Genomic DNA, 25316 nt, shown 5'->3' on the forward strand with positions numbered 1-25316 from the left:
CGTGGACAAGCTGGGGCTGGATCCGCACGTGGTGCGGCGGGCCAGGGCGCTCGCCGCGCGGGCGGGGCAGCCGGTCGTGGACCTGGCGCGCTCGCACACGACGGTGTCGGTGGAGCGGGCGGTGCTGCGTCTGGCCGGGGTGTCGGGGGCCGATTCGGACGGGATTCCGTGGGTGAACCGGCTGGTCGACGCGGTGCGTGCCGATGTTCCGCTGGGCCGGGGGGTGGCGTTGCCGGTGTTCCATGCCCTGGCTACCCATGGCGTGGAGGATGTGACGGTGCTGGCGCAGAAGGCCGCGGCGGGGGCGGTGACTTTCGCCGTACCGGAGTCCAAGGCCGAGGTGGCGGCGGCCCGGCGGGCCGCGCGGCGGGCGACCGACGCGGGCCTGAAGCTGGTGGACCGGCGCCGGGCCGAGCGGGACCGGCTGATCAAGCGGTACGGGGATCCGCAGCAGCGGCCGTGGATCTATCTGATCGTGGCGACCGGGGACATCTACGAGGACATTCCGCAGGCGCAGGCGGCGGCGCGGGCCGGCGCGGACGTGATCGCGGTGATCCGCTCGACGGGGCAGTCGCTGCTGGACTATGTGCCCGAGGGGGCGACCCGGGAGGGTTTCGCGGGCACGTACGCCACCCAGGAGAACTTCCGGCTGATGCGGGCGGCGCTGGACGAGACGTCGAAGGAGCTGGGCCGTTATGTGCGGCTGACGAATTACGCGTCGGGGTTGTGCATGCCGGAGATCGCGGCCCTGGCCGGGATGGAGCGTCTGGACATGATGCTCAACGACTCGATGTACGGGATCCTGTTCCGCGATATCAACCCGATCCGCACGTTCGTGGATCAGCGGTTCTCGCGGCAGGTGCACGCCCGGGCCGGGATCATCATCAACACCGGTGAGGACAACTACCTGACCACGGCGGACGCGGTCGAGGCGGCGCACACGGTGACGGTGTCGCAGTTGCTCAACGAGTTCTTCGCGCACGAGGCGGGGCTGGCGGACTGGCAGCTGGGGCTGGGGCACGCGTTCGAGATCAATCCGGAGCTGCCGGAGTCGTTCCGGCTGGAGCTGGCGCACGCGTTGCTGGCGCGGGAGTTGTTCCCGGACGCGCCGCTGAAGTGGATGCCGCCGACCAAGCACATGACCGGTGACGTGTTCCGCGGCAATCTGCTGGACGGGTTCTTCAACCTGGTCGGTGCGCTGACCGGGCAGGGGATCCTGCTGGTGGGGATGATGACCGAGGCGGTGGTGACGCCGTGGCTGTCCGACCGTGACATCGCGTTGCAGAACGTGCGGTACGTGTTGAACGGGGCCGGCAACCTGCACGAGGATTTCGTGCCGGCGCCGGGCGGGTTCATCCAGTCGCGGGCCCATGCGGTGCTCGGTGAGGCGATCGAGCTGCTGGAACGCATCGTCGACGACACGATGCTGACGGCGATCGCCGACGGCACGTTCGGGATCATGAAGCGGCCGGCGGACCGGGGCAAGGGCCTGGACGGGGTCGCCCGTCACGAGGACGGCTACTACAACCCCGTGACGGAGGCGCTGGAGTCATGACGATCGTGCGGCCCTACGGGGACACCACCGGTGACGGGATGGTGCAGTTGTCGTTCACGCTGCCGATCCCGCACGACAAGCGCGCCGAGGGTGCGGCGGTGCAGCTGGCCAACAGGATGGGCATGGACCCGGCGCTGCTGGTGCACGCCAAGGCGATGGGTGACGGGTTCACCTTCTTCGTGGTGTACGGGCGGGTGAGTCATCTCGTCGACACCGACAAGGTGCAGGTCGTCGAGCGGGACTTCCCGCTGCTGAGCGCGAAGGAGGTGAACGCGGTGATCAAGCGCAGGCTGCGGCGGCGGCTGAACGTGGTCGGCGCGTGCATCGGCACCGACGCGCACACGGTGGGCATCGACGCGATCCTCAACGTCAAGGGGGTCGCGGGGGAGAAGGGCCTGGAGTACTACCGGGAGTTGTCGGTGACCAACATGGGCGCGCAGGTGTCGGTGCCGGAGCTGGTCGAGGAGGCCCGGGCGCGCAAGGCCGACGCGGTGCTGGTGTCGCAGGTGGTGACCCAGCGCGACGCGCACCTGCAGAACACCCGGGCGATGACGGCGGCGTTCCGGGAGGCGATGCCGGCCGGCAAGCGGCCGCTGCTGATCGTGGGCGGGCCGCGGTTCGACGAACTGATGGCGGGTGAGCTGGGCGTGGACCGGATCTTCGGCCGGGGTACGACGCCACGCGAGGTCGCCTCGTACCTGGTACACGCACTCGTGGGCCCGTCCAACCACCCCGCCGCCGCCCCTGAAAGGACTGAAGGCCAATCATGATCACTGTGACGCATCGCCGGTACGTGCCGTACGCGCACGCGCACTACGCGGGCAATCTGGTCGACGGCGCGTACTCGCTGGGGTTGTTCGGCGATGTCGCCACCGAGGTGTGCATCCGGCTCGACGGGGACGAGGGGTTGTTCGCGTCGTACTCCGACGTGCAGTTCACGGCGCCGGTGCAGGCCGGTGACGTGCTGGAGGTGACCGCGACGGTGACGCGGATGGGCACCCGGTCGCGGACGATCGACTTCCGGTCGGTGGTGGTGTGCCGGGGTACGGGCGGGTCGGCGGCGGCGGTGCTGGCCGAGCCGATCGTCGCGGTGACCGCCACGGGCACGGTGGTCGTGCCGGCCAGGGGATGACCTTCGCGGTCTGTGTCGACGTCGGGTCGACGTACACCAAGGGCTGCCTGGTCGATCTGGACGACGGGCGGCTGGTGCGGCGCTCGGAGGTGCCGACGACGTCCGGCTCGGATGTGCTGACCGGTCTCGACGCCGCCGTGGCCGCGCTGGGCGGCACGGGCGAGGTGTTCGTGTGCTCGTCGGCCGGTGGCGGGCTGCGGCTGGCCGTGATCGGCTACGAGTCGCTGGTCACCGCCGAGGCCGGGCACCGGGTCGGCCTGTCGGCCGGCGCGCAGGTGGTGCACGTGGCCGCGGGTCGGCTCGACGGCCGGGCGGTGGCGGCGCTGCGCGCGGCCCGTCCGGATGTGATCCTGCTGGTCGGTGGCACCGACGGCGGCGACGGTGAGGTGCTGCTGCACAACGCGGGCCGGCTGGGCACCTCGCGGCTGCGGGTGCCGGTGGTGCTGGCCGGCAACGCCGACGTGCGGGAACAGGCCGCCGCGGTGCTGACCGGGCGGGGCATCCCGGTGACCGTGACGGGCAACGTGCTGCCCCGCATCGGGGTGCTGGACCCGGGTCCGGCGCGGCTGGCGATCCGGCAGGTGTTCCTGCGGCACGTGATCGGCGGCAAGCGGCTGTCGCGGGGGTCGCGGTTCGCGTCGCTGGTGCGCGCGGCGACCCCGGACGCGGTGCTGGCCGGGGTGGAGCTGCTGGCCGACCGCAGCGGCGCCGGGGTGCTGGTCGTCGACGTCGGTGGCGCCACCACGGACGTGTACTCGGCGCTGGTGCCGGACGCCGAGGCCGAGACGGGCCCGCGCCGCGACGTGGCCGGGACGCTGTGGCGCTCGCGGACCGTCGAGGGCGACCTGGGTGTCGGAGTCGGTGCGGGCGGGGTGGTGGCGGCCGCGGCGGCGGAGAAGCTGCCGGTGCCCGACATCGCCGGTGGCCGGCCGTACGACGCGGCCACGGACCGGCAGCTGGCGGCGACGGCGGCGATGATCGCGTTGCGGCGCCACGCGCGGGGTTCGTCGGCGGGGCCGGGCCAGCCGCGCACCGGCGGCCGGGATCTGCGGGACGTGCGGCTGGTGGTGGGTTCCGGCGGGGTGTTGCGCCACGGCGGCGGCGACGCGGTCCTGGACGCGGTGCTGGGTGACACGGCCGGTGGCTGGGCGGCGCCGGCGGGGGCTCGGCGGGCCGTCGACACCGAGTACGTGCTGGCCGCGGCGGGGCTGCTCGCCGCCGAGCATCCGCGGGCGGCGGCCGCTCTGGTTGACGCGCTGTGGTCCTGCGGGTGAACGGCAGGGACACGCCCGGGAAATGCGACACGCCCGGACACGGGGACACCGGTTGACAGACGGCCGGGGGTGCGACGTACCGTCTTCAAGTCCTCATCCGGGAAGCGGCTGTTGTTCGCTTCGTTCCTTCGCCCACTGGCCACGCCCGCACCCGCACCCCGGGGTGCCCGCGTACGCCAGGTCCAGGGGGTGGGGGTCGGCGGGGCGGCGCGGACCGGCCGCGCTGTTCCGGTGTCGGTCAGGGCGACTCGTGGCCAGTAGACAACGGCACGTCGGGGGCAGCCAGCCCGCGCCGCGTCGGTCCGAAGGTCACGCGCCGTCGTGTCGCACCGGGCCCGGACGGATCTCAAGGTGCAATCGGGGCGCGGCTCGCGGGCCGCGCCCCGACGTATGTGCGCCGCCCGGTGTGCGGGAAGTGTGTGCGACAGTTTTGTGACCACCGACAGGTAGCCTTCCGCGGGTGGATTTATTGACGCTTCAGCCAACGCCCGCGCCGGCGCCGGACCCGGTCGCCGCGGCCGCGCCCCGGCCGCTGCGCCTGTGGGTGTCTGTGCTGCTCGCGCTGGCCGCCGGGGTGGCCCTGCTGGTGTCGTTCCCCCCGTACGGGCTGTGGTGGCTGGCGCCGGTGGCCGTGGCGGTACTGGCCGCGGCAACACACCGCCGCCGGCTGCGCGGCGGCGCCGGGATCGGCATGATCGCCGGGCTGGTGTTCTTCGTGCCGCTGCTGGACTGGACGAACCTGACCGCGGGCTGGCTGCCGTGGATCCTGCTGTCGTCGGCCCAGGCCGCTACCTGGCGCTGCTCGGCCTGGCCGGGGCGTGGCTGTCGCCGCTGCACGACCGGCTGCGGGGTCTGTGGCCGCTGACCGCCGGGCTGCTGTGGGTGGCACAGGAGGCACTGCGGGACCGGGCGCCGTTCGGCGGGTTCCCGTGGGGACGGCTGGCGTTCAGCCAGGGCGACGCCCCGTCGGTGCGCCTGGCGGTGCTCGGCGGCGCGCCGCTGGTGACCTTCGCGGTCGGGATCGCCGGGGGCGCCCTGGTCGCGCTGGCCTGGCGGCGCTGGGGCAGTCCCCGCACGTGGCTGCCGGCGGCCGGGTTCGCCGTCGTGGCCGCCGCGATGATGGCCGGGCCCGCACTGGTGCCGGTGGCCCAGCCCGGCGCGGCGACCCGCACGGTCGCGATCGTGCAGGGCAACGTGCCGCGGCTCGGGCTGGACTTCAACGCCCAACGGGCGGCGGTGCTGCTCAACCACGTCCGGGCGACGGAGAAACTCGCCGAGGACGTCCGCGCCGGCCGTCAGCGGCAGCCGCAGCTGGTGATCTGGCCGGAGAACGCCAGCGACATCGACCCGCTGCGCAACCCCGACGCGGCGCAGCAGATCGCCGGGGCGGCCACCGCGATCGGCGTGCCGATCCTGCTCGGGGCGGTGCTGCGCAGCGACGTCGAGGGCGAGATCCGCAACGCCGGCATCCTGTGGCAGCCGGTCACCGGCCCCGACCTGGAGCAGATCTACATCAAGCGGCACCCGGTGCCGTTCGCCGAGTACATGCCGCTGCGCCCGATCGCCCGGGTGGTCAGCGACAAGGTCGACCTGGTGAAGAACATGGTCCCCGGGGACACCCCCGGCGTCGTCCGGACCCCGGCGGCGACCATCGGTGACGTCATCTGTTTCGAGGTCGCCTACGACTCGATCGTGCGGGACACGGTCACCGGCGGGGCGCAGATCCTGGCCGTGCAGACCAACAACGCCACCTTCAACGAGGCCGAGGCCCGCCAGCAGCTGGCCATGGTGCAGCTGCGCGCGGTCGAGCACGGCCGGGAGGCGCTGATGGTGTCGACGGTCGGAGTGTCCGCTTTTGTCGGCACGGCCGGTCAGGTGTACTCGTCCACCGGTTTCAACGAGCCGGGTGTGGTCCTGCGTGACATGCGGGTGGACGGACCGCGTACGCTGGCGACTCGTTCGGGGCATTGGCCGGAGCTGGCGGCCGTGGCCCTGGCCGTGCTCGTCCTCGTGGCGGCAGCCCCCATGAGGCGGCGCCGGCGCGGCGACCGGGCGGCCGCAGAGTCGACGACGGAGGAACGGTGAGCGACGCGAACCCGACGGTCTCGGGCGCGGAAGGATACCCGGGGGTCGGACGTGTCCTCGTGGTCATCCCGACCTACAACGAGGCGGACAACATCCGGCTGATCACGCGGCGGGTCCGCGAGGCCGTGCCGAGCGTCGACATCCTCGTCGCCGACGACAACTCGCCCGACGGCACCGGCGACATCGCCGACGAGATCTCCGCCGCCGACGACCACGTCTTCGTGTTGCACCGCGCCGGTAAGGAAGGCCTCGGCGCCGCCTACGTCGCCGGGTTCGCCTGGGCCAAGAACAAGGGCTACGACGCGGTCGTGGAGATGGACGCGGACGGCTCGCACGCCCCCGAGGAGCTGCACAAGCTGCTCGACGTGCTGCGCGACACCGACGCGGTGCTGGGCACCCGGTACATCCCCGGTGGCAGCGTGCACAACTGGCCGCTGCACCGGCTGCTGCTCTCGCGCGGCGGCAACATCTACATCCGGATGGCGCTGGGCATGCCGTTCAAGGACGCCACCGGCGGCTACCGGGCGTACCGGATGGCCGTGCTCGACGCGATCGACGTCGCCGCGGTCGCCTCGACCGGCTACTCGTTCCAGGTGGAGCTGGCCTGGCGCACCTACCGGCAGGGTTTCCGGATGGCTGAGGTGCCGATCACGTTCACCGAGCGCGAACACGGCGTCAGCAAGATGAGCGGCAACATTTTCAAGGAACAGCTGCTCAGGGTCACTGTGTGGGGGGTGTCGGCGCGCAAGGACGCCGTCCTGTCCCGGCTCGGGCGCAAGCCGCGGCAGGGTTCGACCTGGCCGTGACCGGGCATCGGCGTGTCATGCTTGCCGTGGGCGTCGAAGGGACGCCGGAAGGTTGTGGATGATGCGCCGAAGTCTGGCTCTGCTGCCGCTGGGGCTGCTCCTGCTCGCGGTGGCCGAGATCCTCGTGTTCGTGGCCGTGGTGCATGCGCTCGGCGCCGGCTGGGCGCTGCTGATCATCGCGGCGTCGAGTGTGGCCGGGCTGGCGCTGTTGCGCCGGGAGGGCATCCGCGGCTGGCGCGCGTTCCGGGCCGCCGCCGAGGCCGGCCGCCCGCCGGGCCCGCAGGTGAGCAACTCCCTGGTCGGTCTGCTCGGTGCGCTGCTGCTGGCCGTGCCCGGCTTCATCTCCGCGGTCGCCGGGCTGCTGCTGGTCCTGCCGCCCGGGCGGATCCTGGCCCGCCGCGGCGTGGAACGCGCCACCGAGCGGCGGGTGTCGGCGGCGGTCGCCGGTGACCTGTTCGGCCCCCGCCACGTGCGGGTGCGCCAGTCCGCCCCGGTCGACGAGCCGGCCACCGATGCCCCGTCCGCGCCCGCGTCGTTCGGCGCCCCCGGGCAGATCGTGCAGGGCGAGGTCGTCGAAGGCGAGATCGTCCGCTAGGACAACCCGGCACGCACACAGAATCGCCGTCCCGCTCGCTGAGCGGGACGGCGATCGACGTTGCTACCTGCGGTCAGCGACCCCGGCGGGTGCGGACCTCCTGAAGCCGTTCGTTGAGGATGTCCTCCAGCTCCGAGATCGACCGGCGCTCGAGCAGCATGTCCCAGTGGGTACGCGGCGGCTTCGCCTTCTTCTGCTCCGGCTCGTTGCCGTCGACCAGTCGTGCGACGCTGCCGTCGAACTTGCACTCCCAGGTGATCGGCACCTCGGCGTCGACGGCGAACGGCACCTCGAACTGGTGACCCTTCACGCACAGGTACTCGCGGGTCTGCCGGGGCGCCAGCTCCGTGTTGCGGTCGGACTCGTAGCTGACTGCGCCTAGACGGCTGCCACGCAGCATGCGTTCGCCCATGATCGGCTTTCCCCTCGCTCGTGGTGCTGCTTCCGTTGGTGTAACGAAAGGGGCGGTCGCGAGATTCCTGCCGCGACCGCCGTATGTCGACGGTGTTAACGCTTCGAGCGTAACCGCCCGGGTCCCCTATCGGCCGACTCAGCCCCGTCCTGAAGTGGACCTTGGTCCACTTTACGGGACTTTGCGAGATCTGCGGATAGCGCGATGTCGGTCACCGCGCCTGAGCGACGGCCGGTCCGGCGGTCCCGGTGCCCTGTCCGCCGCCGTGCTCGCCGTGCTGCCCGCCCGCCGAGTCGGCTCCCGCTCCGGCGGCCGACCCGTTGCCGGAGCCGTTGCCCGGCGTCTGGGCCGGGACTGCCCGGGCCGGGCCGAGCGACGCCAGCGCCGAAGCCAGGTCGCTGACCTGCGCCGACAGCTGAGCCACCCGGGTGTGCGCGGCATCCGCGTCGCTGCGGGCCGCGACGAGCGCCGCCCGCTCCTGATCCAGGCTACGCCGCAGCGCCTCGACTTCCCGCGCGGCGCGCTCGGCGTTTTCGGCTTCCCGGACCGCGTCGGCGCGCGCGGCAGTGAGATCGCGCACTGCCTGCTGCGCTTCGACCCGGGCGGCGTCCCGCTCGCGGCCCAGTGCCTCACTCCGCTGCCCGGCCGCCGCAAGATCACGGCCCAACACGTCGCCCTGCTCGCGGACCGCAGCGAGGTCACGAGCCAACGCCTCGCCCTGCTCGCGCGCGGCGGCCAGGTCACGGGTCACCGTCTGCACGCTCACCTCAGCGGCCTGCGCGTCGCGGCGCGCGGCTTCCAGTTCCCGGGCCCGGGCCTCGGCATCACGGCGGACGCTGTCCAGCTCGCGGGCCTGCGTTTCGAGCTCACGGCGGACCGCGACCGTCTCCGCCCGGGCCCGGTCCCGCTCCGTCTCGGCCTGCTCCCGCAGCGCGGCAGCGGCACTGGCAGCGGCCTGCGCCTCGTCCCGGCCGGCGACAGCCAGCCGGGCGTCCTGGGCCGCGGCCTCGGCCAGCCGCCGGGCCTGCATCGCCGCCTGCTGCGCGTCGTCACGCTCGGCCCGCGCGACCGCGGCCTCCTGCGCCGCGGCCCCGGCCGCCTCGGCGGCCCGGTCGGCGTCGCGGCGGGCGTCGTCGCGCTCGGTGTGCGCGGCGGCGATCTGCCGGGAGGTCTCCGCCCGCACCTCGGCCACCTGGCGCTCCACCCCGGCGGGCGACATCTCGGCGTGCAGGGCCTCGCTGAGCGTGCCGACGAGCTGGTCGAGCCGGTCGACGGCCTCCCAGGTCCGGGCCACCTGCCCGGCGAGCCCGGGCGAGGACCGGTGCCGCATCCGCACGTTGCGCGAAGCCCGCTGGCACTCGCCGTCGTTGTCGCGGCAGTAGCGGAACGGCCGGCCGGCGGCGGCCCGCTGCGGCACCGGCCGCCCACAGTGGGCACACGGGCGCGTCTCGGGCACCGGATCGCCGGCCGCCGGGCCGGTCATCAGCGGGTCGCTCGTCAGGGAAGTGTCGTCATCCACCATCGCGGACCGACCCTAACGTCCACCACCGGCAACGTCCCGCCACCGCGCCGGACCACCGCCACGTTCCCGCGCGCACCGGCCGTTCGGGGGCATACCGCCGCCGTTCGGCCATTTCCATGGGCGTCATGATGCCGGCGAGGGCTAGGAAGAGCACATGAGCAACGAAGTCACCGTCCCCCTGCTGCCCTGCGCCTCCCTCGACGACATGGTCGCCTTCTACGAGGTGCTGGGCTTTCGCACCACGTACCGCCAGCGCAAGCCGAACCCGTACGCGGCGATGCGGCGGGAGGACCTGAATCTGCACTTCTTCGAGATGGCCGGCTTCGACCCGGCGCAGTCCTACGGTTCGTGCCTGGTGCTGACCTCCGACATCGGCGAGCTGCACCGGGCGTTCGCGGCGGGGATGCGGGCCGCCTACGGCAAGGTGCTGGTCGCCGGCACGCCGCGGATGACCCGTCCGCGGCCGCGCAAGAACTACGACGGGATGAGTGGCTTCAGCGTCGTCGACCCCGGCGGGAACTGGATCCGCGTCGTGCAGCACGGCCAAGCCGAGCCGGCACCGGCGCCGGTGGGACGCCTCGCCAAGGACCTGGCCAACGCTGTCGTGCTGGCCGACTCCAAAGGGGACCCCGGCCAGGCCGCCCGCATCCTCGACAGTGCCCTGGCCCGCCCCGGCGACGACGACGATCCGGTGACGCGGGTGGAGGTCCTGGTCTACCGGGCCGAGGTGGCGCTGGTTCTGGACGACCCGGCCACCGCGGCCGCGATGCTCACCCGCGCCCGCAGCGTGCCGCTGAGCCCGGACCAGACCGCCCGGGCGGCCACCGCCCTCGACACCGCAGCCGACCTGACCGCCGCCCTGCCCTGAAACCGGCCGTCCTGAGCCCTCAGCCGCCGAAGAACTCCTTGACCACCGGGGCGATCGCCGCCGGCTTGACCAAGTGGGTCTGTCCCGGCAGCGTGCGGTACTCGGCCTTGGGCAACGCCTCGCTGAGCGCCCGGGCCGCGTTGCGCATGTAGACCGGGCTCTTGCCCCCGTCCATCACCAGCGCCGGGACCGTCACGCCGGACCAGCGCTGCGGGTCCAGCGGCACGCCACGGCCGGTGTCGCCGAGCAGGCGCAGGTCGTAGGGCAGCGTGGGGGCCGCCGCCTTGATCTTGCGGAACGGGGGGAGCAGCGCCAGGATCTGCACCGCGAAGCCGGGCATGTCGACCGAGCGCAGGAACTTCTTGACCGCGGCGCCGGTGTCGCCGGCGGCGATCAGCGCCTCGGTCTCGGCGAGGAACGTGTCCGGGCGGGGTGCGTGCGTGTCGTCGACGATGAACGGCGGTTCGTAGAGGGCGATGCCGCTGAAGCCGGGCAGGTGGTGGGCGGCGTCGGCGGCCAGGACCGCTCCGGAGGAGCAGCCGAGCAGGTACGCCGTACCGCCGGCCGCCGCGAGCAGCGCGGCCAGGTCCTCGATCTCGCGCTGCGGTGACCAGGGCAGGGTGTTGCCGCTGTCGCCGCGGCCGCGACGGTCGTAGAGGTACACGGTGTAGGTGTCGGCGAGCGCGGCGGCCAGCCCGCGTGCCGGGCCCTGCCCGCGGTAGCACATGGCGCCGTCGACCAGGATCAGGGCCGGGCCGGTGCCGGTGGTCTCGTACGCGATGGTCGTGCCGTCGGCGGAGGTGACGGTAGGCATGGTGGTGGTCCTTCAGTCGTGGCTGTCGAGGGAGTCCAGGAAGGCGGGCCAGTTCCGGTGATCCGCGGGGGAGAACAGCGCGTGCGCCACGACCAGGGAGCCGTGGAAGCCGCGCAGGAAGCGGTAGATGGCGTCCGGTCCGCGCACGGCCAGCGTGTGCGGGTTGGTGAACGACACGACGCCGTCCGGGATCATCGCGGTGTGCACCGGGTCGCCGGCGCGGGGCGCAGTGCCCAGGCCCAGGGCCCGGTGCAGGGCCTGCCAGGTGCGGGGCCAGTCGGTGACCGGCGGGCCGAAGGCGGTGAGCGGGCTCGCGAGGCGGCCGGGGAACCAGCGCAGGCATTCAGTCAGCGTGTGGAAGAACAGTTCGGTGCCGTACCGCATGGCCTCGTACTCCTCGGCCCAGTCGTCGCCGGGCAGGAATCCGCTGGTCACCGTGCGCAGGACGGTGGCCGCGCCGGCGCGGCCCTCGATCAGATACTCGTAGGCGACGAAGCGCCCGTCCTCGCCGGTCTCATGGCGGTACGCGAACCGGTGCGGTGGCTGCGCGACGGTGACGGTGCCCGCCGGCATCGCGCCCGCGCCGAACGAGGTGCGGACCGTCTCGCCGTCGATCTCGGTGCGCCCGACGAACCAGGAGCTGATCCCGGGCCCGGTGGCGACCGCGTCCCACACCTGCTCGGGGGTGGCCGGCACGTCGGCGTCCAGGCGGGCCTCGAAGTCCTTGCCCATCAGCGCTGCTCCCGGGTCACGGTCGGGTGCACGGCCACGACCAGCCGGTGGCTGCGCCCGTTCGGCGCGTCCTCGTCGTGGAAGCGGCTCACCAGCGCGGTGACCGCCACGGTCAGCTCCTCGGCGAACGCGGCCCGCTCGGCCGCGCTGGCGAAGCGGATCTCGCCGTCGATGGCGAACGTCGCGACCTTCTGCCGGGTCTTGCCGGCGCCGGTGATCAGTTCGCCGACGTCGCGGACCAGGCGGGCGGCGACCGCGAGCAGCCAGCGCGCCGAGAGCCGGTCCGGCGCCCGGGACGGATCCGGGGCGACGGCGGCCATCGCGGTGGGGGAGATGACGTACGAGGCGGCGGTGGCCTGCAGCACCCGCTCGGTGACGTTGCCCTTGCGGCGTTCCTCGACCAGCTCCAGCAGCCCGTGCTGTTCCAGGGTGCGCAGGTGGTAGTTGACCTTCTGCCGGGGCAGGCCGACCTGCGCGGCGAGCATCGTCGCCGAGCCCGGCACGGCCAGCGCGGCCAGCAGCCGGCTGCGGATCGGGTCCAGGCTGACCTCGGCCGCGGCCGGGTCCTCGATGACTGCGACGTCTTCCATGGCGCCCACTCTCCCACCGACAAAAAAGTTTGTCCAGGGGTACGCTCACCGGCGTGCGCACCCCTCCCGACGACCTGGTGACCGAGCCCGGCACCGCCCAGGAGCTGCCCCACAACGCCGGCAACGGCGCCACCGGCGGCATCTGGCGGGTACGCCGCGACGGCACCGACGCGGTACTGAAGATCTCCACGCCCGGCCGCAGCGACGCGGCGCCGCACCTGCAGGCCTCCGACGAGCCCGGGCACTGGAACTACTGGCGGCGTGAGCTGCTGGCGTACCGCAGCGGGCTGGCGTACACCGCCTTCGCCGACGCCGGGCTGAGCGCGCCCGCCCTGCTCGGCACCGAGGAACGCGCCGACGGCTCCGTGGCCATGTGGCTCGAGCACGTCACCGGCACGGCCGGCACCGCCTGCGGCAGCGCCGACCTGGGCGAGGTCGCGTACCGGATGGGGGCCGGGCAGGCCCGCTGGCTCGGCCGCCCGCCCACCGACGCCTGGCTGGCCCGCGACTTCCTGCGCGACTACACCAGCGCCCAGCCGGTCAGCGCCGAACCCGACTGGGACCATCCCGCCGCGGTCGCCGGCTGGCCCCCGCAGCTGCGGCAGGAACTGCGCACGCTGTGGCACCGGCGCACCCGGCTGCTCGCCGCCGCCGACACGCTGCCGCGCACGCTGTGCCACCACGACCTGTGGCCGATGAACCTGATCATCGGTACGGCCGGGCCGGTCCTGCTGGACTGGGCGTTCACCGGGCCGGGCGCGATCGGTGAGGACGTGGCCAACCTGACCCTGGACACGTTCTTCGACGGGCTGATCGACATCAACCTGATCGACGACGTGACGGCCGCGGTCGCCGACGGCTACCGGCGCGGGCTGGGCGGCGTGCTGGACGACACGACGATCAGCCGGGCGATCAAGCTGACCGGCGCGGCGAAGTACTACTGGCTGGCGCCGCGGATGCTGATCGCCGCCGCCCAGGGCAGGAACCGCGGCGCCTACGACTCCCGGGACACCGCCGAGGTCTTCGCCGGCCGGGCCCCGGTGCTGGCCCAGGTGACCCGCTGGGCCCGCGAAGCCCTGGACTGACCCCCGCTGACGGCGGCTATCGCGGCAGACCGAGCATGGCGCGTTCGTAGCCGGTGGTCACCTTGGCGTCGACGAAGGTCCACCCCGTGACGTCCCCGACCACCTCACGCACGGCGGTGACAGCGTGGCGCGCGGTGTGCGGGTCCGACTGGGAGGCGGCCACGTCGACCGACCAGAAGATGTCGTCCGCCCAGAACGCCACGCTGCAGTACCCGTCGCCGAGCCGGACGCGCACATCCGGGTACGTCACGCCGCTCTCGTCGTCGACGCTGTGGCCGACGCGAGCGTGGATCCCTTGCGCCGCGAGCCTGCCGACGATGTCCGCCGCCCAGCGTCCGGCGCCGGGTGGCGGATGAAAGTCCAGGCTCGTCGAGAGGCGCCCGTCCCGGGTGAAGGATGCCTGGAACCGCAGGCCGGACCAGTCCAGCTCACGCTCGCTCCCGGCCCGGACCACCTTCTGCCGCAACCAGTCCGGCAGGTGCTCCTCGTCCCGGGGGAACAGCGCGAGGTCGTCGACGTACGTCTCGTCGTCCCGGGGCAGGTACCACGCGGGCTCGGTGTCGTAGCCGAACCGGGTCGCGGCCCGCAGATCCGGCGTCACGTCCACCTCCACGCTGAACCACGTTCCCGCCCCCGGGACGTACATCAGCCGGCGAAGCTCGAACAGGGGAGAGATGGAGCCGTCCGGCGGGAAGTCCTCCAGCTGGTCGCCGCCGCGGTACACGCTGCGGCCGAACTCCGCGGAGCCGGACAGCGCCCGGAACTCCAACACCGCCCGGTCCCACGGCTGGTCGAGATCCGCCACCCCCAGCCGCGCGACCTCGTCGACGATGCGCGCCTCCTCCGGCGACATCACCGCTACCCGGCCGGGGGGAACGACACGTGCCAGCGGCTGGTGCGATGGGTCAGCCGGATCAGCGACAACGGCGCCACGTCCAGCTGCCACACCGCCGCGTCCGGCAGCCCCAGCGCGTGCGTCAGCGCCGCCCGGATCACCACCGGATGCGCGACCGCGACCGTGCGCTGCTCCCGCTGCGAATCCAGCCACGCGCCGGCCCGCTGCCGCACGGCCGTCAGCGACTCGCCGCCGTGCGGGGCCGCGCCCGGATCGCTCAGCCAGGTTTGCAGGCCGTCCGGATCGGTGCCGGCCACGTCGCCCAGGCCCAGCCCGCTCCACGTGCCGTAACCCGGGTCGGCCAGAGCCTTCTCCACCACCGGGTCGTCGTGGCCCAGCGCCCGCGCGGTCTGCAACGCCGCCTGCGACGGCGCGCACACCCACAGATCGCCGCGGCCGCCGAGGTCGGCCGGACCGTCCGGGTCGCACAGGGCGAGAGCGGCCCGCAGGCCGCCCTCGTCGAGATCGTCGTCGTCACCACCGAAGACCGCCCGGCGCAGCGACGGCGTGGTGGCCGCGGCGAGCAGCCGTACGCCGCTCACCCGGCCACAGCTTCAGCCCCGGCCCGCTCGGCCGGCACCTCGCGGCCCAGCCGGTGCAGCAGCGCGGCGAAGGCCAGCCCGAGCGCCACCCACAACGTGACCTGGGTGCCCAGCGAGGCCAGCCGGAACGTCCACAGCAGGCTCGCCGGGAACGTGTCGGGGACCTCGTCGAACGAGGGCAGCAGCACATAGCCGATCGCGACCACCACCAGGAACCCCGCCAGCGCCGCCGTGGCCCGCAGCCACTCCGGCGCACCCGCGCGCAGCGACCGGGACGCCAGCACCCCGGCCCAGACCGCGACCATGCCGATCACCACGATCGACAGCCAGCCGATGGTGCGCTGGTTGATCGTCGCCGGATCGCCGACCGCGGGCGGATTGGCCGGATACTTCACGAACGGCACCAGCACGATGCCCAGCAGAGCGGCCCCGGCCAGGCCGAACGCCGCGCGGGTGTCGCTGGAGGTGCGCAGCCGCCGGCGCAGCAACGTGTACGCCGTCGCGAGCAACCCGCCCATCGCCACGCCGTACAGGGCGGTGGCCAGGAACAGCCCGCCCTTCTGGCCGTTGCGCGAGACGAGCTCCTCGTCGTGGTGTCCGTCGTCGGCCGCCCCGGCGGTGTCCGCGTGGGCCGCGGCCTCCTCGATGGCGATCGCGGCGTCGATCCGGCTCTCACCGGTGGCGTACGCGAAGACGCCCGCCAGCAGACCCGCGATCAGGCCGGCCAGCAGGCCCCGCAGCAGGATGGCGCCGTAGGAGGGGGTGGTGCGGGCCGAGCTCAGTGACACGGCACGCCGAGCAGGTGACGGCCGTCGTGCATGAGCTCGTGCAGGTACATGCCGCTCTGCGAGACCGCGCCCTGGTCGAAGGCGACCAGGTAGGCCAGCAGCAGGAGCAGGGTGACGGCGCTGACGGCGGTCCAGAGCACCCGCGGTGAGACAGCGGGCGGGTTCAGCGGGCGTACCGACTGAGTGGGGTTCGACATGACTGGGTCAGACCTCCTACCGGGATGACGCGTCCCGTTCAACAGGCCTGCGTACGTGTGAGCGTCCTGACTCACGGAACCCCGGGGGAATCCGTTCACAGTGGCGCGACCGCACCGGATTCTCACCGGTTTCCCTCACGACGCCGCAGATGGTCCCCACAACCTAGCGGCGCCCGCCGGAGCCGGTCAATCGAGCCCGCGGTGCGCCGGGTCACCGCCGCCGGGCCCGGCTCGGTAACATCCAAGCCGGTCGTGGTGCGGGGGAGTGGCGATGAGGTTGCCCGGGGTGACGGCGGCGCTGGGGGCGCTGACCGCGGCGGTCGCCGTGCTGCTGCCGGCCGTGCCCGCCCAGGCCCGGGCCTTCGTCTGCCCCACCCTGCCCGGTGCGGCCAAGGTCAGCGCGGCCAAGCCGTACGAGACGCAGCTGTTCGCCCCCGACCGCCTCGCCCCGTTCGCCACCGGCGCCGGCGTGCGGGTCGCGGTCATCGACTCCGGCGTGGACGCCGGCCATCCGCAGCTGCGCGGCCGGGTCGCCGCCGGCCGTGACTTCCTGCACGGCGACGCGTCCGGGCGCCAGGACTGCGTCGGGCACGGCACGGCCGTGGCCAGCCTCATCGCCGCCGAGCCGGTCGAGGGCGCCGGCCTGCGCGGGCTGGCCCCGGACGCGACCGTCGTGCCGGTGCGCGTCAGCGAGCAGACCGACACCGACCGGAACGCCGGCGAGCCGGTCAGCCCGGCCAAGTTCGCCACCGCCATCGACTGGGCGGTCGACGAGGGCGGCGCCGACGTCATCAACATGTCGCTGGTGATGACCACCGACGACAACCGCGTGCGGGCCGCCGTCGCCCGGGCCGTGGCCGCCGGGGTCGTCGTGGTCGCCGCGGCCGGCAACGACGGGCGGCCCGACGACGGCAACCCGCGGCCGTACCCGGCGTCCTATCCAGACGTGATCGGCGTCGGCGCGATCGGCCCGAACGGGGTGGCCGGCGACTTCTCCCAGCACGGCGACTACGTGGACGTGATGGCCCCCGGCGTCGCGGTCACCTTCGCCGCCCGCCGCTCCGGGCACACCCAGGGCGACGGCACCAGCTACGCGACACCGTTCGTGGCCGCCACCGCCGCGCTGCTCAAGCAGCGGTTCCCGTCGCTGACCTCGGCCCAGGTGACCCGGCGGATCCTGGCCACCACCGACCCGGCCCCCGGCGGGCGGCGCAGCGAGCTGTACGGCTTCGGCGTGCTGAACCCGTACCGGGCGCTGACCGAGACCCTCGGGCCGGAGAGCCCGCCGCCGCCGGCACCGGCGGTCGTGCACACCGAGGACCCCGCCACGGTGGCCCTGGCCGTCCGGCGCGACCGCGCGCAGGAGCTGTCCCTGCTGGTCGCGGCCATCGGCGCCGGCGTGGTGGTGCTGGTCGTGGTGGCCGCCGCCGCCGTGCGCCGGGGCCGTCGCCGCGGCTGGCGCCCGCCCGACCCCGAGATCCCCTGACCCAGGAGAGGTGGGTGGCATGGACATCCGGGAGATCACCGTCGCCGACGAGGACGCCGGCCCGTACGGCATCACCACCGGCCCCGACGGCGCGCTGTGGCTGACCCTCGTCCACGCCGGACGGATCGCCCGGCTCAGCACCACCGGCGAGCTGCGCACCTACGACCTGGGCGCCCCGGCCTGCCGGCCGAGCCTGATCACCGCCGGCCCGGACGGCGCGCTGTGGTTCACCCGCACCCAGGACGACCGCATCGGCCGGATCACCACCGACGGCGAGCTCAGCGAGTTCGCGTTGCCGGCGCCGGGCTGCGGGCCGTACGGCATCACCGCCGGCCCCGACGGCGCGCTCTGGTTCACCGAGATGAACGCCGACCGGATCGGGCGCCTCACCCCCGCCGGCGACCTGCGCGAATTCACCCTGCCGGTCTCGCAGGCGTTCGTCTCGACCATCACCACCGGCCCCGACGGCGCCCTGTGGTTCACCCTCAACCAGGCGAACGCGGTCGGCCGGATCACCACCGACGGCACGGTCACCGTGCACGGGCTGCCCACCCCGGCCGCCGCCCCGGTCGGCATCACCGCCGGCAGCGACGCGCTCTGGTGCGTCGAGATCGGCGCCGGGCAGGTCGCCCGGATCACCACCGACGGCTCGGTGAGCGAGTTCGCGCTGCCCGACCGCGCCTGCCGCCCGCACGCGATCGTCGCGGGCGACGACGGCTGCTGGCTCACCGAATGGGGCGCCAACCGCGTCGCCCACCTCAGCGCCGACGGCACGGTCACCGAGCACGAACTGCCCAGCCCGAAGTCCGAGCCGCACGGCCTGACCATCGGCCCGGACGGCGACCTGTGGGTGGCGCTGGAGATCGGCAAGGTCGCGGTGCTGACCAGCGCGGCGGCGGCCCGATGAGCACCGAGCAGGACGTGCGGGCCTGGCTGCGCGAGCGCGGCGCCGAGAGCATCGAGCACCCCGGCGGCACCCTCTACGCCCACCTGGGCCGCGTCCACGACCGGCTCGGTGCGCTGGGCCACGACCCGCAGGTGCAGCTGGCCGGGCTGGCCCACGCCGTCTACGGCACCGACGGTTTCGACCTGAGGTTGCTGGCCGTCGCGGACCGGGCCGTGCTGCGCGAGCTGGTCGGCGAGCGCGCCGAGAACCTGGTCTACCTGTACGGCGCCTGCGACCGTTCCCGCACCTGGCCGGCCCTGCCCGACACCCGCCAGGTCCGGGACCGCTTCACCGGCGGCAGCCACGCCCTGGCCCCCGAGCAGGTCCGCCCGTTCACCGACCTGAGCATCGTCAACGAGCTCGACGTCGCCGAGCAGGATCCCACCTTCGTCACCCGGCACGGCGCCTACTTCCGCGCCCTGTTCGCCGCCTGGGCGCCCCTGGCCTCCCCGGCCGTGCTCGCGGAGGCCCGCCGCATCCTGGGCTGAGCCTTCGATGGCCGGAATCGTCATGGTCGTGGCGTGGACGCCACCGCCGTCACCCCCCGATCATCGACGTCATGGGGGACCGCCGCATCGCCGCCGTCGTCTACGACGGCTTTCAGCTGCTCGACCTGGCCGGCCCGGCCGACGTGTTCGCCACCGCGGCGCTGATCGCCCGCGGCGGCTACCGCCTCGACGTGGCGGCCGCCGAGGCCGGCCCGGTCCGCGCCCACAACGGCGTCACCACCACCGCGGTCGCCTTCGACGACCTCACCGACATCGACACCCTGCTGGTCACCGGCGGGCTGTCCGCGCCGCAGCACCTGCACCTGGCCGGCCCGATCGCCGGGCTGGCCGCCCGCGCCCGGCGGGTCGCCTCGGTGTGCAACGGCGCCCTGCTGCTGGCCGAGGCCGGGCTGCTCGACGGGCGCCGCGCGACCACGCACTGGCTGGTCGCCGAGGACCTGGCCGCGGCCTATCCACGGGTCGAGGTCGACGCCGACCCGATCTACGTGCGCGACGGCACGGTGTGGACCTCGGCCGGGGTCACCGCCGGCATCGACCTCGCGCTGGCGCTGGTGGCCGACGACCACGGCACCGCCCTGGCCGCCGACGTCGCCCGCGGCCTGGTCGTCTACCTGCACCGCCCGGGCGGGCAGAGCCAGTTCAGCACGCCGATGCGCACCGGCGTCCCCCGCAGCGAGCCCCTGCGCGAGCTGCGCGCCTACATCGACGCGAACCCGGCCGCGGACCTGAGCGTGCCGGCGCTGGCCCGGCGCGCGGCGATGAGCGAACGGCACTTCTCCCGCGTCTTCACCCGCGAGATCGGCATGTCACCCGGGCGCTACGTCGAGCACAGCCGCGCCGACGCCGCCCGCCGCCTGCTGGAGTCCAGCGACGCGCCGCTGGCCCGGGTCGCCCGCGACTGCGGCCTGGGCCTGCCCGAGACCCTGTACCGCACCTTCCGGCGCCGCTGGCGGATCTCCCCGGCCGACTACCGCCGCCGGTTCCAGCACAGAGAGGCCTGAGACATGCACGTCGCCATCCCGCTCTACCCCCGGTTCACCGCCCTGGACGCCGTCGGCCCGTACACGGTGCTGGGCTTCGCCCCGCAGGTCAGCGTGACCTTCGTGGCGGCGCAGCCCGGCCCGGTCACCGACGACCTCGGCAGCCTGACCCTGACGGCCACCGCCGGCTACGCCGACCTGCCGCACCCCGACGTCATCGTCGTGCCCGGCGGCCCCGGCACCGCCGAGGCGATGCGCGACCCGCAGCTGCGGGACTGGCTCCTGGCCGCCCGGCCCCGATGGATGACCTCGGTCTGCAGCGGCTCGTTCGTGCTGGCCGCGGCCGGGCTGCTGGACGGGCGCCGGGCCACCAGCCACTGGGGCTGGCGCGACGGGCTCGCCGCGTTCGGGGCGCAGCCGGTCGGGCAGCGCGTCGTCACCGACGGCCCGGTGATCACCGCCGCGGGCGTCTCGGCCGGCATCGACATGGCCCTGACCCTGCTCGCACGCGAGCGCGACGACCGGACCGCGCAGGCCGTCCAGCTGGCCATGGAGTACGACCCGGACCCGCCGTTCACCGCCGGCTCGCCGCACTCGGCGCCGGACGGCCTGGCCGAGCAGGCACTGGCCCTGATCCGCTGAGCGTGGGCGCCACATCGGTGGAGGCGCCGGGCCTGGCCGCCTACCGTGTCCCGCTGTGGACATCAGCGGAGAGGCCGACGAGCGCTTCGGCGCGGTGGCCGACGTCTTCACCCGGGCCTTCGACGACGGGGAGGAGCTCGGCGCGGGCGTCACCGTGTACGCCGGCGGCCGCAAGGTGGTGGAGCTGTGGGGCGGCGTCGCCGACGAGCGTACCGGCCGGGCGTGGACCCGCGACACCGTCGTACCGGTGTTCTCCTGCGCCAAGGCCGTCGTGAGCATCTGCACCCACCTGCTTGCCCAGCAGGGCCGCCTCGACCTCGACGCACCGGCTCGGTGAGCTGATCCGGCGGATCACCGGGCTGACCCCGGGCGCCTACTTCCGCGCGGCCGTCGCCGTCGAGCGTGGCGTGCGGACCTGGATCGGCGTACCCCGCGAGGAACTCGGCGGGCTCGCCCGCCTGAGCGAGGCGCCGGGCCGCCCGCCGATGCCCGGCCCGGAGACGCTGATCATGCGGATGGTCACCATGAACGGCGCGTTCGCCTTCCCCGGCCTGGACGAACCGCACGGCTGGAACGATCCCGCCCTGCTCACCGCCGAGATCCCCGGCGCGGGCGCCGCCTCGTCGCCGCCGTCCGCGACGCCCTCGGCTAGAGCTGTTCGAGCGCCGCCTCGACACTGCCGGCGCCGGCCGGCAGCAACGGCAGCCGTACGGCGGCAGTCGGAATCCGCCCCTGCGCGTGCAGCACGCCCTTGATGACCGTCGGATTCGGCTCGGCGAACAACGCCAGCGCCAGCCCGGTCAGCCGATGACCCACCGCCCGCGCCGCGACCGCGTTGCCGGCCCGCCACGAACGCACCAGCTCGGCGAAGCGATCCGTGGCCACGTGCGCCGAGGCCAGGATGCCGCCGTGCGCCCCCAGCGCCAGCAGCGGCGAAACGAACGCGTCGTCGCCGCCCAGCACCGCGAACCCGGCGGGCGGATCGGCCATCAGCTCCACCGTCGCCGCGTCGATGCCGCCCGCCGCCAGTTTCACCCCGGCCACCTTCGGGATCGCCGCGAGCCGGCGCAGCGTCGCGGCCGGCACCACCTGCCCGGTCCGGTACGGCACGTGGTAGACGAGGACCGGCACCGGGCTCGCCGCGGCCAGCGCCTCGAAGTACGCGACCACACCCGCCTCCCCGGGCCGGACGAACGGCGGCACCAGGCTCAGCACGGCACCGGCCGCGGGCTGGTCCCGGACCGCGCGGACCGCCTCGACCGAGTTCGCCCCGATCACCAGGGTCGCGTCGCGCTCGCGGCAGACCCGCGCCACCACGTCCAGCACCGCCCGCTGCTCCTGCGCACTCAACGACGACGGTTCCCCGGTCGTGCCCAGCGCCACCAGACCGGCGGCACCGTCGGCCAGCACCTGCCGGGCCAGCGACTCCAACGCGTCCAGGGCCACCGACCCGTCGGCGCCGAACGGGGTGATCAGCGGAACGTACACACCGGTGAAGGTCATGAGCCCAGCCTCTGGCACCCAATGCCATAAGGTCCAGTTCACATTTCTGCGCAGAACCGTAAGCTCAGCTGATGCTGGATGTCCGGCGCCTGCGCCTGCTCTGCGACCTCGCCCGCCTCGACACGATCAACGCTGTCGCGCAGGCGCACATGTACACGCCGTCCGCGGTCTCCCAGCAGCTGTCGGCCCTGGAACGCGAAGTCGGCCTGCCGCTGCTGGAACGCACCGGCCGGCGCGTCGCCCTCACCCCGGCCGGCCGGGTCCTGGTCCAGCACGGCGAGAGCGTGCTGGCCGCGCTGGAGCAGACGACCACCGCGATAGCCGCGCTGGCCACCGGCCTGTCCGGGCCGCTGCGCATCGGCGCGTTCCCCACCGCGGTCCGCACCCTGCTGCCGGCCACCCTGGTCGCTCTGGCCGAACGCCACCCCGGGCTGGAACTCATGGTCACCGAGCTGGACCCGGCGGCCGTCCCGGACGCGCTGCGCGAGCACCGGCTCGACGTGGGCCTGCTGCACGACTACGACGTCGTCCCGGTCAAGCCCGACCCGATGCTCGACGCCGTGCCGCTGCTGGACGAGACGGTCTACCTGGCGCTGCCGTCCACCGGCGCGGGATCGCTGCGGGACCAGCGCGACGCGGACTGGATCATGGCGAGCCCCGGGACGCTGTGCCACGACGTGACTCTGCACGTGTGCCGGGCGGCGGGCTTCACACCCCGGGCCCGGCACCAGGCCGACGACTTCACCACGGTGCTCGCGCTGGTCGCCGCCGGCCAGGGCGTGTCGCTGGTGCCCGAACTGGCCACAGCGAACCCACCCACCGGCGTCTGGCTCGTGCCGTTGCAGACGCGCCGGCGGACCCGGATCGCGTACCGTCGCGGCGCCGCGACCCACCCGGCGGTGGCCGCCTTCATCACCGCCATCCGCGCCGCCAGCAGCGGATTCGGCGACCCGCGCTGAAATCCCCGGTTCGCTGCAACCAGCGGGCCGCCCGGCGGCGACGCAAAGCTGATCAGCCGCGCAGCAAGGCGTTGAGCCGGGCGGCCTGCCGGGTGAGGTGCTCGCGTTCAGCGAGGCTGGCCGCGTCCTCGGCCGCCGCGGCGTAAAGCCGCGCCGCGGCGACCCGGTCACCGTCACGCTCGTGCAGGTACGCCGCGACGGCCGCGTGGCGCGGCAACGCGGGGTCCAGCTCGGCCAGGGCGGCGAGTCCCGCGCGCGGACCGTCGGCCTCACCGACCGCGACAGCCCGGTTGAGGCGGGCGACCGGGCTGCCGGTGAGGCGCACCAGCTCGTCGTACCACTCGACGATCTGCACCCAGTCGGTCTCCTCAGCCGTACGGGCGTCGGCATGCAGCGCGGCGATGGCCGCCTGGGCCTGGAACTCACCCAGCCGGTCGCGGGCCAGAGCCGCCTGGAGCACGTCGACGCCCTCGGTGATCAGCCGGGTGTTCCACCGGCTGCGGTCCTGCTCGACGAGCGGCACCAGCCGGCCGCCGGGCCCGATGCGCGCCCGGCGGCGGGCGTGGTGCAGCAGCATGAGCGCGAGCAGTCCCGCGACCTCCTCGTCCAGGGTGCGGGCGGCCAGTTCGCGGGTGAGCCGGATCGCCTCGCCCGCGAGGTCCACGTCACCGGAGTAGCCCTCGTTGAAGACCAGATACAGCACCCGCAGCACGGTGGCGAGGTCGCCGGGCTGATCGAACCGCACGCCCGAGACGGTCCGCTTGGCCCGGCTGATCCGCTGGGCCATGGTCGCCTCCGGCACGAGGTACGCCTGCGCGATCTGGCGGGTGCTCAGCCCGCCGACCGCCCGCAACGTGAGCGCCACCGCCGACGCCGGGGTCAGCGACGGGTGCGCGCACAGGAAGTACAGCTGGAGCGTGTCGTCGGCCGCCTTGCCGGGACCGGACGGCGGCTCGGCCTCGACGCGTACCTCGCGGTGCCGCCGGGACGCGTCGGCGCGGGTCGCGTCGAGGAACTTGCGCCAGGCCACGGTGACCAGCCAACCCTTGGGGTCGCGGGGCGGGTCGCCGGGCCATCCGCGTACGGCTTCGAGCAGGGCGTCCTGCACGGCGTCCTCGGCCGCGGCGAAGTCGGCTCCCCGCCGGACCAGAACGCCGATCACCGCGGGGGTGAGGCTGCGCAGCAGGGCCTCGTCCACATCTCACTCCGTGATGGTCTCGGGCTCACCGTAGGCCGGGCGCAGTTCGAGCCACTCGTGGATCGGCTTCCCGCCCGCCCCCGGCGCCGCGGACAACTCGGCGGCCAGCTCCAGCGCCCGCTCGTAGCTGTCGACGTCGATCATCATCCAGCCGGCGATCAGGTCCTTGGTCTCGGCGAACGGGCCGTCGGTGACCGGCGGGCGCCCCTCGCCGTCGGAGCGCACGAACGTGCCCTGCGGGGAGAGCGCCTGCTCGCTGACGAACTCGCCGGTGCTCTCGAGCCGGGCGGCGAAGTCGCGCATGTACTGCAGGTGGGCGGACACCTCCTCCGGGGTCCACTGGTCCATGGGCACGTCGTTGGGCGGCGCCGGTGCGCCGCGGTAGTGCTTGAGCAGCAGATATCTGGCCATCATCGTCTCCTTGAGGCAGTAGGGCCCATTGTGCTCAGACCCGCTGCCTCTCCTCACGCTGACGCACCAGTTCCTCGACGGCGCTGGGCAACGTCGTCTCGAAGTCGATCAGTTTGGCCCAGGTCGGCGTCACCACGATGCGGACCATGCCGTCGTACAGCGAGCGGACCTCCGCCTCCCACTGCACCCGCTGCTCGGCGGTCATCGTGTACGAGCCGTTCATCTGCAGGTACTCCTGCGGGATGCCGTCGACGACGTCGAGCTCGGCCCGGCCGCGGATGAGCAGGATCTTCGGCGGGTGCACCTCGGTGTCGACGGTCAGCGCGACCGCCGGGTCGGCCCGCAGCGACGCGAGCTTCGGGGCGTTCTTGGTGGTGCACATGACGATGTGCGAGCCGTTCCAGGTGAACGCGATGGGCACGTTGCGGGGCGTGCCGTCCTTGGCGACGTACGCCAGGCGGGTCAGATCGCGGGCCAGCAGTTCCTGGCTGAGCGGGCGGTGCAGCACCTCGGTGATCTCGTCCGGTCGCATGGTCGTCCTTCTCTGGTCGTGGCGGGCCTCGCCGGCCGCTGTGTCCCCTGGGACGCAGCCGCCCTGACGTTCTCGACACGCGCAGCCCACCGATTTCAGAACTTCCCGGTGACGAACACCGACGCGCCCGCGAGCAGCTGCAACTCGCCAGGGCGGGCCTCGGCGACGACGACTACGGGCAGCTGATCAGGAGCGGCCTGGACCGGCTGGCCGGGCTGCTGTAACTTGCCACTGACGTGACACGGCCCGAGGAGGTGA

28 protein-coding genes, 1 pseudogene and 1 riboswitch are annotated in these 25316 nt (G+C 73.7%); of the genes and pseudogenes, 16 read left to right on the top strand and 13 right to left on the bottom strand.

Going from position 1 to position 25316, the window contains the following annotated elements; translation table 11 throughout:
- Position 1 precedes the first annotated feature (1 nt).
- The 7 genes and pseudogenes from kamD (at position 2) to Aau02nite_RS22535 (ending at position 7447) form a co-directional block, all read left to right on the top strand.
- Positions 2-1555, top strand: coding sequence for a lysine 5,6-aminomutase subunit alpha (gene kamD / locus Aau02nite_RS22505; protein WP_212990516.1), 1554 nt, complete (start codon positions 2-4; stop codon positions 1553-1555).
- Positions 1552-2325 carry a lysine 5,6-aminomutase subunit beta gene (gene kamE / locus Aau02nite_RS22510; RefSeq protein WP_212990517.1) on the top strand — a complete coding sequence of 258 codons (774 nt, stop codon included), beginning with the start codon at positions 1552-1554 and terminating at the stop codon, positions 2323-2325. Before kamD ends, kamE begins: the two co-directional genes overlap by 4 nt.
- Positions 2322-2687 (top strand): 3-aminobutyryl-CoA ammonia lyase, encoded by a 366-nt coding sequence (gene kal, locus Aau02nite_RS22515; RefSeq protein WP_212990518.1) that lies wholly within the window; start codon positions 2322-2324, stop codon positions 2685-2687. The genes kamE and kal overlap by 4 nt, the downstream gene beginning before the upstream one ends.
- Positions 2684-3961, top strand: a complete 1278-nt coding sequence (locus Aau02nite_RS22520) for a glutamate mutase L (protein WP_212990519.1) — start codon at positions 2684-2686, stop codon at positions 3959-3961. The genes kal and Aau02nite_RS22520 overlap by 4 nt, the downstream gene beginning before the upstream one ends.
- 469 nt (positions 3962-4430) lie before the next feature.
- Positions 4431-6046, top strand: a pseudogene (gene lnt, locus Aau02nite_RS22525) (apolipoprotein N-acyltransferase).
- The gene (locus Aau02nite_RS22530) at positions 6043-6852 is read left to right on the top strand and encodes a polyprenol monophosphomannose synthase (RefSeq protein WP_212990520.1); all 810 of its coding nucleotides are present in this window, start codon (positions 6043-6045) and stop codon (positions 6850-6852) included. Before lnt ends, Aau02nite_RS22530 begins: the two are co-directional and overlap by 4 nt.
- Positions 6853-6913: 61 nt before the next feature.
- A complete protein-coding gene (locus tag Aau02nite_RS22535) occupies positions 6914-7447 on the top strand; it encodes an FxsA family protein (protein ID WP_212990521.1) in 534 nt (177 codons plus the stop codon).
- A gap of 73 nt (positions 7448-7520) precedes the next feature.
- Here Aau02nite_RS22535 and Aau02nite_RS22540 read toward each other — a convergent pair whose 3' ends face one another.
- Together Aau02nite_RS22540 and Aau02nite_RS22545 are read right to left on the bottom strand one after the other, a co-directional pair.
- A complete protein-coding gene (locus Aau02nite_RS22540; protein WP_015622005.1) occupies positions 7521-7859 on the bottom strand; it encodes an RNA polymerase-binding protein RbpA in 339 nt (112 codons plus the stop codon).
- A 211-nt stretch (positions 7860-8070) separates the two neighbouring features.
- Entirely contained in the window at positions 8071-9381 is a 1311-nt protein-coding gene (locus Aau02nite_RS22545) for a coiled-coil domain-containing protein (protein WP_438841165.1), read from the bottom strand.
- A gap of 154 nt (positions 9382-9535) precedes the next feature.
- Here Aau02nite_RS22545 and Aau02nite_RS22550 point away from each other — a divergent pair, with 154 nt between their 5' ends.
- Complete coding sequence (locus Aau02nite_RS22550; RefSeq protein WP_212990522.1) at positions 9536-10249, top strand: bleomycin resistance protein; 714 nt, start codon at positions 9536-9538, stop codon at positions 10247-10249.
- Positions 10250-10268: 19 nt separating this feature from the next.
- Here the strand turns inward: Aau02nite_RS22550 and Aau02nite_RS22555 are convergent, their stop codons facing one another.
- From Aau02nite_RS22555 to Aau02nite_RS22565, 3 genes are read right to left on the bottom strand one after another with little or no spacing between them, the layout of a single operon-like run.
- Positions 10269-11063: an alpha/beta fold hydrolase gene (locus Aau02nite_RS22555; protein ID WP_212990523.1), complete on the bottom strand. Its 795-nt coding sequence runs from the start codon at positions 11061-11063 to the stop codon at positions 10269-10271.
- A 12-nt stretch (positions 11064-11075) separates the two neighbouring features.
- Entirely contained in the window at positions 11076-11795 is a 720-nt protein-coding gene (locus tag Aau02nite_RS22560) for an SRPBCC family protein (protein ID WP_212990524.1), read from the bottom strand.
- The gene (locus Aau02nite_RS22565; RefSeq protein ID WP_212990525.1) at positions 11795-12385 is read right to left on the bottom strand and encodes a winged helix-turn-helix domain-containing protein; all 591 of its coding nucleotides are present in this window, start codon (positions 12383-12385) and stop codon (positions 11795-11797) included. The genes Aau02nite_RS22560 and Aau02nite_RS22565 overlap by 1 nt, the downstream gene beginning before the upstream one ends.
- A 53-nt stretch (positions 12386-12438) precedes the next feature.
- On the opposite strand from Aau02nite_RS22565, the gene Aau02nite_RS22570 reads away from it, so the two are divergent.
- The gene (locus tag Aau02nite_RS22570) at positions 12439-13470 is read left to right on the top strand and encodes a phosphotransferase (protein ID WP_212990526.1); all 1032 of its coding nucleotides are present in this window, start codon (positions 12439-12441) and stop codon (positions 13468-13470) included.
- Positions 13471-13486: 16 nt separating this feature from the next.
- On the opposite strand, the gene Aau02nite_RS22575 is transcribed toward Aau02nite_RS22570, so the two are convergent.
- Genes Aau02nite_RS22575 through Aau02nite_RS22590 form a run of 4 tightly spaced genes read right to left on the bottom strand, consistent with a single transcriptional unit; the run spans position 13487 to position 15892 of the window.
- On the bottom strand, positions 13487-14323 hold the full coding sequence (locus Aau02nite_RS22575) for a hypothetical protein (RefSeq protein ID WP_212990527.1): 837 nt from the start codon (positions 14321-14323) through the stop codon (positions 13487-13489).
- 5 nt (positions 14324-14328) lie between these two features.
- The gene (locus Aau02nite_RS22580) at positions 14329-14907 is read right to left on the bottom strand and encodes a histidine phosphatase family protein (RefSeq protein ID WP_212990528.1); all 579 of its coding nucleotides are present in this window, start codon (positions 14905-14907) and stop codon (positions 14329-14331) included.
- Positions 14904-15695 carry a CbtA family protein gene (locus tag Aau02nite_RS22585; RefSeq protein WP_246595364.1) on the bottom strand — a complete coding sequence of 264 codons (792 nt, stop codon included), beginning with the start codon at positions 15693-15695 and terminating at the stop codon, positions 14904-14906. Before Aau02nite_RS22585 ends, Aau02nite_RS22580 begins: the two co-directional genes overlap by 4 nt.
- Positions 15686-15892, bottom strand: coding sequence for a CbtB domain-containing protein (locus Aau02nite_RS22590; protein ID WP_212990529.1), 207 nt, complete (start codon positions 15890-15892; stop codon positions 15686-15688). The genes Aau02nite_RS22585 and Aau02nite_RS22590 overlap by 10 nt, the downstream gene beginning before the upstream one ends.
- A gap of 61 nt (positions 15893-15953) precedes the next feature.
- Positions 15954-16026, bottom strand: a riboswitch (cobalamin riboswitch).
- Positions 16027-16163: 137 nt separating this feature from the next.
- Here Aau02nite_RS22590 and mycP point away from each other — a divergent pair.
- The 6 genes from mycP to Aau02nite_RS22620 all read left to right on the top strand — a co-directional run bounded on the left by mycP (position 16164) and on the right by Aau02nite_RS22620 (position 20792).
- Complete coding sequence (gene mycP / locus Aau02nite_RS22595) at positions 16164-17378, top strand: type VII secretion-associated serine protease mycosin (RefSeq protein WP_212990530.1); 1215 nt, start codon at positions 16164-16166, stop codon at positions 17376-17378.
- Between the two features lie 19 nt (positions 17379-17397).
- Positions 17398-18285, top strand: a complete 888-nt coding sequence (locus Aau02nite_RS22600; RefSeq protein WP_212990531.1) for a Vgb family protein — start codon at positions 17398-17400, stop codon at positions 18283-18285.
- Positions 18282-18812, top strand: coding sequence for a DUF6817 domain-containing protein (locus Aau02nite_RS22605; RefSeq protein ID WP_212990532.1), 531 nt, complete (start codon positions 18282-18284; stop codon positions 18810-18812). The genes Aau02nite_RS22600 and Aau02nite_RS22605 overlap by 4 nt, the downstream gene beginning before the upstream one ends.
- A gap of 71 nt (positions 18813-18883) precedes the next feature.
- Positions 18884-19834 (top strand): GlxA family transcriptional regulator, encoded by a 951-nt coding sequence (locus Aau02nite_RS22610; protein ID WP_212990533.1) that lies wholly within the window; start codon positions 18884-18886, stop codon positions 19832-19834.
- Positions 19835-19837: 3 nt separating this feature from the next.
- Positions 19838-20455: a DJ-1/PfpI family protein gene (locus Aau02nite_RS22615; protein WP_212990534.1), complete on the top strand. Its 618-nt coding sequence runs from the start codon at positions 19838-19840 to the stop codon at positions 20453-20455.
- 55 nt (positions 20456-20510) lie between these two features.
- Positions 20511-20792 (top strand): serine hydrolase, encoded by a 282-nt coding sequence (locus Aau02nite_RS22620; protein ID WP_212990535.1) that lies wholly within the window; start codon positions 20511-20513, stop codon positions 20790-20792.
- 311 nt (positions 20793-21103) lie between these two features.
- Here the strand turns inward: Aau02nite_RS22620 and Aau02nite_RS22625 are convergent, their stop codons facing one another.
- Positions 21104-21958: a dihydrodipicolinate synthase family protein gene (locus Aau02nite_RS22625; protein WP_212990536.1), complete on the bottom strand. Its 855-nt coding sequence runs from the start codon at positions 21956-21958 to the stop codon at positions 21104-21106.
- Between the two features lie 71 nt (positions 21959-22029).
- On the opposite strand from Aau02nite_RS22625, the gene Aau02nite_RS22630 reads away from it, so the two are divergent.
- Positions 22030-22917, top strand: a complete 888-nt coding sequence (locus Aau02nite_RS22630; protein ID WP_212990537.1) for a LysR family transcriptional regulator — start codon at positions 22030-22032, stop codon at positions 22915-22917.
- Positions 22918-22969: 52 nt separating this feature from the next.
- Here the strand turns inward: Aau02nite_RS22630 and Aau02nite_RS22635 are convergent, their stop codons facing one another.
- From Aau02nite_RS22635 to Aau02nite_RS22645, 3 genes are read right to left on the bottom strand one after another with little or no spacing between them, the layout of a single operon-like run.
- Positions 22970-24115 (bottom strand): RNA polymerase sigma factor, encoded by a 1146-nt coding sequence (locus Aau02nite_RS22635; protein WP_212990538.1) that lies wholly within the window; start codon positions 24113-24115, stop codon positions 22970-22972.
- Between the two features lie 3 nt (positions 24116-24118).
- Positions 24119-24526, bottom strand: a complete 408-nt coding sequence (locus Aau02nite_RS22640) for a YciI family protein (protein ID WP_212990539.1) — start codon at positions 24524-24526, stop codon at positions 24119-24121.
- 34 nt (positions 24527-24560) lie between these two features.
- Positions 24561-25058 carry a pyridoxamine 5'-phosphate oxidase family protein gene (locus Aau02nite_RS22645; protein WP_212990540.1) on the bottom strand — a complete coding sequence of 166 codons (498 nt, stop codon included), beginning with the start codon at positions 25056-25058 and terminating at the stop codon, positions 24561-24563.
- Positions 25059-25316: the final 258 nt, after the last annotated feature.

Source organism: Actinoplanes auranticolor (assembly GCF_018332655.1).
Lineage (GTDB): Bacteria > Actinomycetota > Actinomycetes > Mycobacteriales > Micromonosporaceae > Actinoplanes > Actinoplanes auranticolor.